The following is an 11,367-nucleotide window of genomic DNA, read 5'->3' as shown; positions in this document are numbered from 1 at the left end:
GGCAGCGCAGTACGCGAAGCGACAAGCGTGGGGGTTAACGGCCGCCGCGCCGGGCCGCCCCAAGCCAGGCCAGCCCCCTCGGGGGGCAGCGCAGTACGCGAAGCGACAAGCGTGGGGGTTTTATGACCCTGTTGGCGCTCATGAGGCAAGGTGGAATCATCAGCCAATTGGTGGCCCTGCTGTTGCTGGCGATGTCGGTGGCCAGCTGGGTGGTCATTTTGTGGAAGGGCTGGCTGCTGCATCGTGCGAAGGGCGATGTGGCGCGTAGCATCGCGGCTTTCTGGCAATCATCCTCGGTCGAGGTGGCGCGCGAGAAAGTCGGAGCCTTTGACCGCGAGGCGCTGGTGCTGCCGTTGGTTGCCGCAACCAGCATCAAGGGCGATGGCACGCTGGCGTCTGCCGGCGATAGTGCCCAGCGACTTACCCGTGTGCTGCGCGATGCCCTGCACGCCGTCCTGCACAAGCTGCAGTTCGGCCAGGTCTTGCTGGCAACTGTCGGCTCCACCGCGCCATTTGTCGGGTTGCTGGGGACGGTCTGGGGTATCTACCATGCGCTTACCGCCATGGCCACGGCCGGCCAGGTCACTATCGACAAGGTGTCCGGACCGGTTGGCGAAGCGCTCATCATGACCGCCGCAGGCCTTGTCGTGGCGATTCCCGCCGTGCTGGCCTACAACGTTTTCGGCCGGTCCATTGGTCGAATCGAGGCCGATCTTGAAGGCTTTGCACGCGATCTGCGTGAATTGCTGGCCAGAAAGGACTGAAGCATGGCTTTCGGCCGCCTTGAACGCACCCCGCCACCAAAGCCAATGAGCGACATCAACGTCACGCCAATGGTCGATGTGATGCTGGTGCTTGTCGCCATTTTTATCATCACCGCGCCCCTGCTGGCCAGCACCATTCGGCTCGATCTGCCCAAAACCGACGCGGTCAAGGCGACCGATGCCCCCCGGTTTATCACGCTGGTCGTTGACAAGTCCGGACGTGCTTTTTTCAATGACAGGCCACTTCAGCTGGACGAACTGGCGCGCAAGCTAATGGAGACCGCCAGCCAGAATCCCGACACTGAAGTCCAATTGCGCGCCGACGAAGCCGTGCCTTACGGCAAGGTGGTGGAAGTGATGGGGCTGGTGCAAAAAGCCGGACTCAGCCGCATCGGTTTTGTAGCCGAGCCGGTCTCGTCGCCGGCATCGCCTCTGCCGGCGCCGCGCTGACCGGCATGGCTGGCCCCTAAAATCAGACAGTTGCAGCGATGAGCTGCCTGCCCCGCGCCCGGGGCTTATTTCGGTATCCGGATTTCATGCAAGACAAATACAACCACCTCGACGTTGAGCGCAGTGCGCAAACCCAATGGACCGCCGCCGACGCTTATCGCGTGAGCGAAGATGCGAGCCGCAGGAAATTCTATGCCTGCTCCATGCTGCCTTACCCCAGCGGCAAGCTGCACATGGGCCATGTGCGCAACTACACCATCAACGACATGCTCACGCGTTACCTGCGCATGAAGGGCTACAACGTACTGATGCCCATGGGCTGGGACGCGTTTGGCCTGCCGGCTGAAAACGCCGCGATGAAAAATGGCGTGCCGCCGGCCAAGTGGACCTACGACAACATCGCGTACATGAAAAAGCAGATGCAGGCGATGGGGCTGGCGATTGACTGGAGCCGTGAGATTGCCACCTGCGACCCCAGCTACTACAGGTGGAACCAGTGGCTGTTTTTGAAGATGCTTGAAAAAGGCATCGCCTACCGCAAGACCCAGGTCGTGAACTGGGACCCCGTCGACCAGACCGTGCTGGCCAACGAGCAGGTCATTGACGGCAAAGGCTGGCGCACCGGCGCCACGGTTGAAAAGCGCGAAATTCCGGGCTATTACCTCAAGATCACCGACTACGCCGAAGAGTTGCTGGGCAGCGTGCAGCACCAGTTGCCCGGCTGGCCGGAACGCGTCAAGCTGATGCAGGAAAACTGGATCGGCAAGAGCGAAGGGGTGCGCTTTGCCTTTACCCATGACATTGCCGATGCTTCCGGCAAGCTGATCGGCGATGGCCGCATGTATGTCTTCACCACGCGTGCTGACACCATCATGGGCGTGACGTTTTGCGCCGTCGCGCCCGAGCATCCGCTGGCGCTGCATGCGGCGCTGACGAATCCCGATCTGGCGGCATTTATAGAAGAATGCAAGTCTGGCGGAACCACTGAAGCCGAGCTAGCCACACAGGAGAAAAAAGGTCAAAGCACCGGTCTGTTCGTCACGCATCCTCTGACCGGCGAGAAGGTCGAGGTCTGGGTTGGCAACTACGTGCTGATGAGCTACGGCGACGGCGCAGTGATGGGCGTGCCTGCGCATGATGAGCGCGATTTCGAGTTTGCGAACGAATATCGCCTTCCTATCAAGCAAGTCATAAGAACTGGTATTGCCATACTTCACGAAAAGGATCCCAAGCAGTGGCCACTCGCCAATTACGAGCATGAAATAGCGTTCGACAAAAACGAGTGGAAGCCTTGGTACGCGGCGAAGGAAAGTGTTTTTTGTACCAACAGTGGAAAATATGACGGTTTAAGTCCAAAAGAAGCTATGGATGCGGTTGCATCTGATTTGGCCGCCAAAGGCCTGGGCGAGAAAAAAACCACCTGGCGCCTGCGCGACTGGGGCGTCAGCCGCCAGCGCTACTGGGGCACGCCGATACCCATCATCCATTGCGACGATCATGGGGCAGTGCCGGTGCCAGAAAAGGATTTGCCGGTGGTGTTGCCGCTGGACTGCGTACCCGATGGTTCGGGCAATCCGCTGCACAAGCATGAAGGCTTTCATGCGGGTGTACGCTGCCCGGTCTGCGGCAAGGCGGCGCGGCGCGAAACCGACACCATGGACACTTTTGTCGACAGCTCGTGGTACTTCATGCGCTATTGCGACCCGAAAAACAGCGAGAAAATGGTGGCCGAGGGCGCGGATTACTGGATGCCGATGGATCAGTACATCGGTGGCATCGAACATGCCATTCTGCACCTGCTCTACGCGCGCTTCTGGACCAAGGTGATGCGTGATATGGGTCTGGTCAAGATTGACGAGCCCTTCACCAAACTGCTGACGCAGGGCATGGTGCTCAACCATATTTACTCGCGCCGCACCGACAGGGGAGGCAAGGAATACTTCTGGCCGCACGACGTCGAGCATGTGCTGGATGACAGCGGCAAGGTCGTGGGTGCCAAACTTGTCAAGGCCGTGGGCGGTCTGCCGGCGGGCTCACCGATCGCCTATGAAGGCGTTGGCACCATGAGCAAGTCCAAAAACAATGGAGTTGATCCACAGGACCTGATCGAAAAATATGGTGCGGATACGGCGCGCCTGTACACCATGTTTACCTCGCCGCCCGAAGCCACGCTGGAGTGGAATGACGCCGGTGTCGAAGGCTCATACCGCTTTTTGCGCCGTGTCTGGAATTTCGGCGTCAAGCTGAATGCTATGAATTCAGGAGCTAATGATGACGGTAAATGCTGGACTACAGCCACTTTTGGCAAAGAAGCCAGGGCCGTCAGGCTGGAAGTGTATGGCCTGCTGAAACAGGTTGACTACGACTACCAGCGAATGCAGTACAACACGGTGGTCTCCGGCAGCATGAAGCTGCTCAACGCACTGGAGGACAGGTTACCGGCCCCAACGCTTGTCGCTGCGTCTGCGACGCTACCCTCTCAGGTGGCTGGCGGCCCGCCGGCGGGGCTGGCGCCTGCTGGACTTACGGCGGCGCTGCGTGAAGGCTTCAGCATCCTGCTGCGCTGCCTCTATCCTGCAACGCCGCACCTTACACACGCACTGTGGTCGGATCTGGGCTACGCCGCCCAGCACGGCGATTTGCTTGATGCACCCTGGCCCGAAGTGGATGCCAGCGCCCTTCAGCGGGACGAAATCGAGCTGGTGCTGCAGATCAACGGCAAACTGCGCGGCTCGGTGACGGTGCTAGCCGGCGCCGACAAGTCGGCTATCGAGGCAGCAGCGCTGGCGACGGACGCTTTTCTCAAGCAGGCGGCGGGCGCGCCAGCGAAAAAAGTCATCGTGGTGCCGGGCCGTCTCGTCAATATCGTCATCTAGGCATGCTCCGGAAAACCACCCCAACAAGGCAAACCATGCAGCGTCGCGTTTTTCTCGTCTTGGCGGCTTCCTCCGCTTCATCTGCGCTGGTCAGCCTGGGGGGCTGCGGCTTTGCGCTGCGCAAAGCGCCCAACTTCGCGTTTACCACCCTCTACAGCGGTCTGCCGGAATCGTCGCCATTGGGGGTAGAGCTTAAAAGGTCGCTGCAGTCAACCCGCAAGGTGAAAGTGATCACCGATGCGCGCCTGATCAATGAGGCGCAGGTGGTTCTTGACGTGCTGCTCGACCAGCGCGAGAAGGTGGTACTCAGTGTCAACGCATCAGGGCAGGTTCGCGAATTCCAGCTGCGCTTGCGCTTTGGTTTCAAGTTGCGCACGCTGGACGGCAAGGAGCTGATTCCAGCGACCGAGATCGCGCTGCAGCGTGACATCAGCTTCAATGAATCTGCGGTGCTGGCCAAGGAGGCTGAAGAAGCCCTGCTTTATCGTGACATGCAGAGCGACGTCGTTCAACAGATCATGCGTCGCCTCGCCGCCGTGACTCAGCTGTAGCAGAAAGCGCCTGACGAGGGGCATAACCGGGATGCTCCCACCATTGCTCGATCGCAGCACTGGGAGCAGAACTCACCTGTTGTTACAAATCTCCGTTCAGACGGAGCGACAGCGATGTTCTTATGAACTGACTTTGAATTAGCCACTTTTTTTCGGCCAGTCGTCAGTGCAGGCGATTCAGATCAAGACACCAGGCGTGAAAGCCGCTAAGCTTGGGAATCATGCGTCCGGCCAGTTTCTCACCCATGCCTCTGCCCTTACCGGGCCTTGCCGGTGAGACAGTCCCGGCTGCCAGCAATGCCACGCCGCTGGCGATTCTGGATGATCCCCAAGAGTGGTCGGCTTTCAGCCGACCGTTGGCGCAGCAACCGGCCTGCTGGGAATCGAGCGTGGTATTTGGGGGCATGCATTGCGCCGCCTGTGCGCTCACCATCGAAGACGTTTTGCGGCGGGTGCCCGGCGTGATGTCGGTGGAAGTGAGCGCGGCCAGCCATCGCGGCCGAATTGTCTGGTCAGAGCACGCCATCAAACCGTCAGGCTGGATGCAGGTGGCCGCGCGGGCCGGCTACCCGGCCATGCCGGCCAACGATGCCTTCGCCAATGATTGCCGGCGTGTCGAGACGCGCCAGGCGCTGTGGCGCCTGGGCGTGGCGGGTCTGTGCATGATGCAGGTGATGATGTACGCATGGCCGGCTTACGTGGCCGAGCCCGGCGATCTGGCACCCGACATGGCACAGTTGCTGCGCTGGGCTTCGTGGGTGCTGTCGCTGCCGGTGTTGCTGTTTTCATGCACGCCATTTTTCGGCAATGCGCTGCGTGATCTGCGTCACCGCCGTATCAGCATGGATTTGCCAGTCGCCCTGGGCATGGCCATCACGTTTGGGGTGAGTTCCATCGGTACGTTTGAGCCCGCCGGAATTTTCGGGGCCGAAGTGTATTTCGACTCCTTCACCATGTTTGTGTTTTTCCTGTTGACCGGACGCTGGCTGGAACTGCGGCTGCGCGACCGTACCGCCGGGGCGCTGGAAGCGCTGATGAACCGGCTGCCTGACAGCGTGGAAAGACGCAACATTGACGGGGGCTTTGAACGCGTGGCGGTGCGCCGTGTCGGCGCTGGCGATGTCATCCGCGTGCTGCCAGGCGAGGCTTTTCCGGCCGATGGCGTCATTCTGGAAGGACATACGCTGGCTGATGAGTCCTTGCTGACCGGGGAATCCCGACCGCTGGAACGCGGCGAGGGCGCAACCGTGATTGCCGGTAGCCACAACCTGTCCGCCGCCGTGTTGGTGCGGGTTGAGCACACCGGCGGCGAAACGCGTTTTGCCCAGATAGTTGCCCTCATGGAAAGTGCTTCGACCTCCAAGCCACGGCTGGCGCGACTGGCTGACCGCATCGCTAGGCCATTCCTTGTTTTTGTCCTCGTGGCGGCGGGCGGGGCGGGTGTTTACTGGTGGTCGCATGACCCGGGCCACGCGCTGATGGTGGTGGTGGCCGTTTTGATCGTGACCTGTCCCTGTGCGCTGTCGCTCGCCACGCCAGCGGCCATGCTGGCCAGCGCTGGCGCGATGGCGCGGCGCGGCGTGCTGGTGCGCCGCCTGCAGGCACTGGAGGCCCTGGCCACCGTCGATACCGTGGTGTTCGACAAAACCGGGACTTTGACGCGCGACGCATTTGCGCTTGGCAAGGTGCATACCCGCAAGGGCGTTTCGAAAGGTCAGGCCCTGGCCATGGCAGCGGTGTTGGCCGAGCATTCGCTGCATCCGGTGTCGCGCGCGCTGGCGATGGCGGGGCTGGGCGATGCATCTCAGCATGGGGCGTGGATGGCACGCGAGGTTCGGGAAACCGCCGGACAGGGCGTGTCAGGACGACTTTCCCCTGTCGACCGGCAGACGTCAGCAGTGCTGGTGCGCCTCGGTTCGGCCAGGTTTTGTGATGTGATTCCGCCGGCGACGGAGGCGCTGCACGTATGCCTCAGCGACGATCAGGGCTGGGTCGCAACCTTTGAACTGCAAGAAGACTTGCGCCCTGACGCCAAAGCCACCGTGTCCCTGCTGTTGGCCCAGGGGGTGCAGGTGCATCTGCTATCGGGCGACCTGTCTGAATCCGCGATCCGGATTGCCCGGCAAGCCGGCATAGTTGACGCGAGGGGCGATTGCACGCCGAAAGACAAGCTTGCTTTCCTGCATGGACTGCAGTCTCAGGGTCGTAAAGTGGCCATGGTGGGCGATGGCCTGAACGACGGCCCGGTTTTGGCGGGTGCGCATGTGTCGTTCGCTTTCGGTCAGGCCGTGCCGCTTGCCCAGGCGCAATCTGACTTCGTCGTAATGGGAGATCGGCTGGGCGCTGTGGCGCAGACGTTGTTGCTGGCCCGGCGCACTTTCGGTATCGTTCGTCAGAATTTGTGGTGGGCGGCTATCTACAACGCCGTCTGCGTACCCCTGGCGGTGGTGGGCTGGTTACCGGCGTGGCTGGCCGGGCTGGGCATGGCACTGAGTTCACTGTTGGTCGTGCTCAATGCATTGCGCCTATCAACAGCTATTCCTCCGTTGGAGAACCTTTAATGGACATCCTTTATCTGCTGATCCCGTTGTCGGTCATGCTGGTTTTTTTCATTCTTGGCGGTTTAGGCTGGGCCATTTATCGGGGTCAATTCGAAGATATAGATGCCGAGGGTGAGCGCATTCTTCGAGATGATTGATTCAGGTCAATTTGCAATTCGTTACTTCGCGATACCCTTAAGAAGTTACTAAGAAAAGAAGAGATCAAAATGAAATTTGCCAATGCACAGGCTACTACTTACAACGACACCGTCGTAAGGCAGTTCGCCATCATGACCGTGGTCTGGGGCGTGGTCGGTATGCTGGTCGGCGTGATCATCGCCGCGCAGTTGGCCTGGCCAGAGCTCAATCTGGGGATCCCCTGGCTCAGCTATGGCCGATTGCGACCCCTGCACACCAACGCGGTTATTTTTGCCTTTGGTTGTTGCGGGCTGATGGGTACGTCCCTGTACGTGGTGCAACGCACCTGCCAGGTTCGCTTGTTCTCGGACAAGCTGGCCGCCTTTGTCTTCTGGGGTTGGCAAGCGGTGATTGTGGCTGCCGCCATTTCGCTGCCCCTGGGCTACACGCAGTCAAAGGAATATGCCGAACTTGAATGGCCGATCGACATTCTGATCACGCTGGTCTGGGTGGCTTACGCGTTTGTATTTTTCGGCACCATCGGTACCCGAAAGGTCAGGCACATTTACGTTGCAAACTGGTTCTATGGCGCGTTCATCATTGCTATTGCCATGCTGCATCTGGTGAACAACGCTGCCATTCCAGTCGGTTTCATGAAGTCCTACTCGGCTTACGCCGGTGTGCAGGATGCCATGGTGCAGTGGTGGTACGGGCACAATGCGGTGGGATTTCTTCTGACGGCGGGTTTCCTGGGCATGATGTATTACTTCATTCCCAAGCAGGCTGAGCGTCCAGTGTACTCGTATCGGCTGTCAATCGTCCACTTCTGGGCACTGATTTTTACCTACATGTGGGCTGGCCCTCACCACCTGCACTACACGGCGTTGCCTGACTGGACACAGTCTGTCGGCATGGTGTTCTCTTTGATCCTGCTGGCACCAAGCTGGGGCGGCATGATCAACGGCATCATGACCTTGTCAGGTGCATGGCACAAATTGCGCGACGATCCGATCCTTCGCTTCCTGATCGTGTCACTTTCCTTTTACGGCATGAGTACGTTTGAAGGTCCGATGATGTCCATCAAGACCGTTAACGCCCTGTCGCACTACACCGACTGGACCATTGGTCACGTGCATTCCGGTGCCCTGGGCTGGGTTGGCCTGATCACCATCGGCAGCATGGATTACCTGATTCCGCGCCTCTTCGGTCAAAAGCAGATGTACAGCATGAAGGCGGTGGAGGTCCATTTCTGGATCGCCACCATCGGCATCGTTATCTATATCGCTGCCATGTGGATTGCCGGTGTCATGCAGGGCTTGATGTGGCGTGCCATCAACCCCGACGGCACCCTGACCTACACCTTTGTGGAATCCGTGAAGGCGACCTTTCCCTTCTATGTGCTGCGTCTGATGGGCGGTTTGCTGTATTTCTTCGGCATGCTGATCATGCTCTGGAACACCTTCAAGACCGTCACGGCGGGTCGTTCGGTCTCCGTCACCATTCCAGCTGCCGTTGCCCACGCTTGAGAGAAAAAAGACTATGGCTAACCAAAAATCGAGCGGCGGTCTTTCCCACGAAAAGATCGAAACGAATAACTTTCTGATGATTGTGCTGATTCTCATCGTGCTCGCCGTCGGCGGCTTGGTTGAGATCGTGCCGCTGTTTTTTCAGAAGTCCACCACGGAGCCGATCAAGGGCTTGCAGCCTTACACGGCGCTTCAGGTTATCGGTCGGGACATATACCAGCGCGAGGGTTGTTACAACTGCCATTCGCAAATGATCAGGCCGTTTCGCGCAGAAACCCTTCGTTATGGTCCTTATTCTGTCGCGGGAGAGTTTGTCTATGACCATCCATTCCAGTGGGGTAGCAAACGCACTGGCCCGGATCTGGCGCGCGTAGGCGGAAAGTACAGCGACGAGTGGCACAAGATTCACTTGAACAACCCGCGTGACCTGGTGCCTGAATCGAACATGCCGGCTTATTCCTGGCTGGAAAAGTCTACGGTGGACGACTCCTCTATCGAGGCGCACATGAAAGGTTTGCGTAAAGTAGGAACGCCTTACACGGACGAGCAGATTTCCAAGGCTGCTGCCGAAGTCAAGGGAAAAACCGAGATTGAAGCAGTCATCGCATACCTTCAGGTGCTCGGTATTCACCGTAAATAACTTCACGGAGCTTTTGGCATGGATATCAACACACTTAGATCCATCGTAACGGTAGTGACCTTTTTCGTCTTTATTGGCATCGTGGCATGGGCTTGGTCCGGCCGTAACGCCAAAAGTTTTGAGGAGGCAGCTCAGCTGCCCTTCAAGCACGATGAATAGATAAGCCCAAGAACTGGCTAAGGAGAAAAAATATGAGCGATTTCACCAGTAATTTCTGGTCGGTCTATGTAGCCGGCATTTCTCTGTTGGGCATCTTTGCCTGCCTGCTGCTTCTGTGGTTCAGCGGCAAGGCCAAGGCCATGACCGCCAACGACAATACGACCGGCCATGTTTGGGACGGCGACTTGCGGGAAATGAACAATCCCCTGCCGCGCTGGTGGGTGTGGCTGTTTGTCATCACCGTGGTTTTTGCGCTGGCCTATCTGGCCATGTATCCCGGCTTGGGCAACTACGCCGGCAAGTTTGGCTGGAGCCAGATCAGCCAGTACGAGGCTGAAGTCGCCAAGGGCAACAAGGAAGTTGAACCTTTGTATGCCAAATTCAACAGTATGAAACCCGAAGATGTGGCGGGTGACGCGCAGGCTATGGCAATCGGTGAGCGCTTGTTCATGAACAACTGTTCGCAGTGCCACGGATCGGATGCTCGCGGTAGCAAAGGTTTCCCTAATCTTACTGATGGTGACTGGCTGCACGGCGGCTCGCCTGCCAAGATCGCGGAAACCTTGACCAAGGGGCGTATCGGCAATATGCCTCCTATGGCCGCAGCAGTGGGTACGCCGGATGATGTAAAGAATGTAGCCAACTATGTTTTAAGCCTGTCCGGGAGCCCGCATGATTCGGTGAAGGCGGCCCTTGGCAAGAGCAAATTTGGTGCCTGCGCAGCATGCCATGGTGTCGATGGAAAGGGTAATCAGGCAATTGGCGCCCCTAATCTAACCGATGACATCTGGCTTCACGGATGGGGCGAAAACGCCATCGTGGCCATGATCAACAATGGCAAAGTAAATCAGATGCCAGCCCAGGAAGGTAAACTTACCGAATCTCAGATTCATGTCCTGGCATCCTATGTGTGGAGCTTATCCAATAAGCCTGGCGCAGTAGCGCTGAAGTGATTTTTACCCGGCCGGCCTCTACTGGGGTTGCGGCATGGAATAGCACTCGTGAATAATTTAAAGCCAGCTCCCAGAAAAGTCATACCCATTGCAATGGTGGCCGGCAAGCCGTCCCTTGGTGGCGACATGGAGCCTGGCAGCATCTATCAGGCACAAAAGAAGATTTACCCGCGCAGCGTCACCGGATTGTTTTCAAAATGGCGCTGGGCGATGGTGTTCATCACGCAAATCGTGTTTTACGGTCTGCCTTGGCTGGAATGGGGCCAGCGACAGGCGGTTCTGTTCGACTTGGAAGCGCGACGCTTTTATATTCTGGGGCTCGTCCTGTACCCGCAAGATTTTATTTATCTGTCCGGTATTCTGGTCATCTCAGCCCTGTCGCTATTCCTTTTCACAGCTGTGGCTGGGCGCCAGTGGTGCGGCTATGCATGCCCGCAGACGGTCTACACCGAAATCTTTCTCTGGCTAGAAAAGCTTACCGAGGGTGATCGGTCCGCGCGGTTGCGTCTTGACGCCAGCCCCATGTCTTTGAAAAAGGTGACCCGCAAGGCCAGCAAGCAGTTTCTTTGGCTTAGCCTGTCGCTGTGGACCGGTTTTACCTTCGTGGGTTACTTCACCCCCATCAAGGAACTCGGCATGAGTTTCATCACCGCTGGCATGGGGCCATGGGAAACCTTCTGGGTTTTCTTTTACGGATTCGCCACGTACGGCAATGCGGGCTTCATGCGCGAACAAGTCTGCAAATACATGTGCCCTTACGCACGTTTTCA

General features: G+C 58.3%; 11 protein-coding genes. All 11 read left to right on the top strand.

The genetic code is table 11. The features are described from left to right. Nucleotides 1–122 precede the first annotated feature (122 nt). Nucleotides 123–764 (top strand): MotA/TolQ/ExbB proton channel family protein, encoded by a 642-nt coding sequence (locus tag HHJ19_RS15270; protein WP_296908726.1) that lies wholly within the window; start codon nucleotides 123–125, stop codon nucleotides 762–764. A 3-nt stretch (nucleotides 765–767) separates the two neighbouring features. Continuing rightward, complete coding sequence (locus HHJ19_RS15265) at nucleotides 768–1,214, top strand: biopolymer transporter ExbD (RefSeq protein ID WP_296908725.1); 447 nt, start codon at nucleotides 768–770, stop codon at nucleotides 1,212–1,214. Between the two features lie 86 nt (nucleotides 1,215–1,300). Beyond that, nucleotides 1,301–4,090, top strand: a complete 2,790-nt coding sequence (leuS, locus tag HHJ19_RS15260) for a leucine--tRNA ligase (protein WP_296908724.1) — start codon at nucleotides 1,301–1,303, stop codon at nucleotides 4,088–4,090. 35 nt (nucleotides 4,091–4,125) lie between these two features. Then, nucleotides 4,126–4,641, top strand: coding sequence for an LPS assembly lipoprotein LptE (gene lptE / locus HHJ19_RS15255; protein WP_296908723.1), 516 nt, complete (start codon nucleotides 4,126–4,128; stop codon nucleotides 4,639–4,641). Nucleotides 4,642–4,886: 245 nt separating this feature from the next. After that, nucleotides 4,887–7,202 carry a cation-translocating P-type ATPase gene (locus HHJ19_RS15250; RefSeq protein WP_296908722.1) on the top strand — a complete coding sequence of 772 codons (2,316 nt, stop codon included), beginning with the start codon at nucleotides 4,887–4,889 and terminating at the stop codon, nucleotides 7,200–7,202. After that, nucleotides 7,202–7,339: a cbb3-type cytochrome oxidase assembly protein CcoS gene (ccoS, locus tag HHJ19_RS15245; RefSeq protein ID WP_296908721.1), complete on the top strand. Its 138-nt coding sequence runs from the start codon at nucleotides 7,202–7,204 to the stop codon at nucleotides 7,337–7,339. The genes HHJ19_RS15250 and ccoS overlap by 1 nt, the downstream gene beginning before the upstream one ends. A 69-nt stretch (nucleotides 7,340–7,408) precedes the next feature. Next, nucleotides 7,409–8,845, top strand: coding sequence for a cytochrome-c oxidase, cbb3-type subunit I (gene ccoN, locus HHJ19_RS15240; protein ID WP_296908720.1), 1,437 nt, complete (start codon nucleotides 7,409–7,411; stop codon nucleotides 8,843–8,845). Nucleotides 8,846–8,858: 13 nt separating this feature from the next. Further along, nucleotides 8,859–9,485 carry a cytochrome-c oxidase, cbb3-type subunit II gene (gene ccoO / locus HHJ19_RS15235; protein ID WP_296908719.1) on the top strand — a complete coding sequence of 209 codons (627 nt, stop codon included), beginning with the start codon at nucleotides 8,859–8,861 and terminating at the stop codon, nucleotides 9,483–9,485. An 18-nt stretch (nucleotides 9,486–9,503) separates the two neighbouring features. Further along, nucleotides 9,504–9,644 (top strand): cbb3-type cytochrome c oxidase subunit 3, encoded by a 141-nt coding sequence (locus tag HHJ19_RS15230; protein ID WP_296908718.1) that lies wholly within the window; start codon nucleotides 9,504–9,506, stop codon nucleotides 9,642–9,644. A gap of 32 nt (nucleotides 9,645–9,676) precedes the next feature. Next, the gene (ccoP, locus tag HHJ19_RS15225) at nucleotides 9,677–10,597 is read left to right on the top strand and encodes a cytochrome-c oxidase, cbb3-type subunit III (protein WP_296908717.1); all 921 of its coding nucleotides are present in this window, start codon (nucleotides 9,677–9,679) and stop codon (nucleotides 10,595–10,597) included. Between the two features lie 93 nt (nucleotides 10,598–10,690). Beyond that, the coding region (locus HHJ19_RS15220) for a 4Fe-4S binding protein (protein WP_296908727.1) at nucleotides 10,691–11,367 on the top strand (677 nt) is incomplete at its 3' end.

This window comes from Polaromonas sp. (genome assembly GCF_012927415.1).
Lineage (GTDB): Bacteria > Pseudomonadota > Gammaproteobacteria > Burkholderiales > Burkholderiaceae_C > Polaromonas.
This window is presented reverse-complemented; position numbering and strand designations above follow the sequence as displayed.

Bases quoted from the DNA above. Each gene is read 5' to 3' on its own strand.
- leuS (WP_296908724.1), top strand. From the start codon at position 1,301: ATGCAAGACAAATACAACCACCTCGACGTTGAGCGCAGTGCGCAAACC.
- ccoO (WP_296908719.1), top strand. From the start codon at position 8,859: ATGGCTAACCAAAAATCGAGCGGCGGTCTTTCCCACGAAAAGATCGAA.
- ccoS (WP_296908721.1), top strand. From the start codon at position 7,202: ATGGACATCCTTTATCTGCTGATCCCGTTGTCGGTCATGCTGGTTTTT.
- HHJ19_RS15250 (WP_296908722.1), top strand. From the start codon at position 4,887: ATGCCTCTGCCCTTACCGGGCCTTGCCGGTGAGACAGTCCCGGCTGCC.
- HHJ19_RS15265 (WP_296908725.1), top strand. From the start codon at position 768: ATGGCTTTCGGCCGCCTTGAACGCACCCCGCCACCAAAGCCAATGAGC.
- ccoP (WP_296908717.1), top strand. From the start codon at position 9,677: ATGAGCGATTTCACCAGTAATTTCTGGTCGGTCTATGTAGCCGGCATT.
- HHJ19_RS15270 (WP_296908726.1), top strand. From the start codon at position 123: ATGACCCTGTTGGCGCTCATGAGGCAAGGTGGAATCATCAGCCAATTG.
- lptE (WP_296908723.1), top strand. From the start codon at position 4,126: ATGCAGCGTCGCGTTTTTCTCGTCTTGGCGGCTTCCTCCGCTTCATCT.
- HHJ19_RS15230 (WP_296908718.1), top strand. From the start codon at position 9,504: ATGGATATCAACACACTTAGATCCATCGTAACGGTAGTGACCTTTTTC.
- ccoN (WP_296908720.1), top strand. From the start codon at position 7,409: ATGAAATTTGCCAATGCACAGGCTACTACTTACAACGACACCGTCGTA.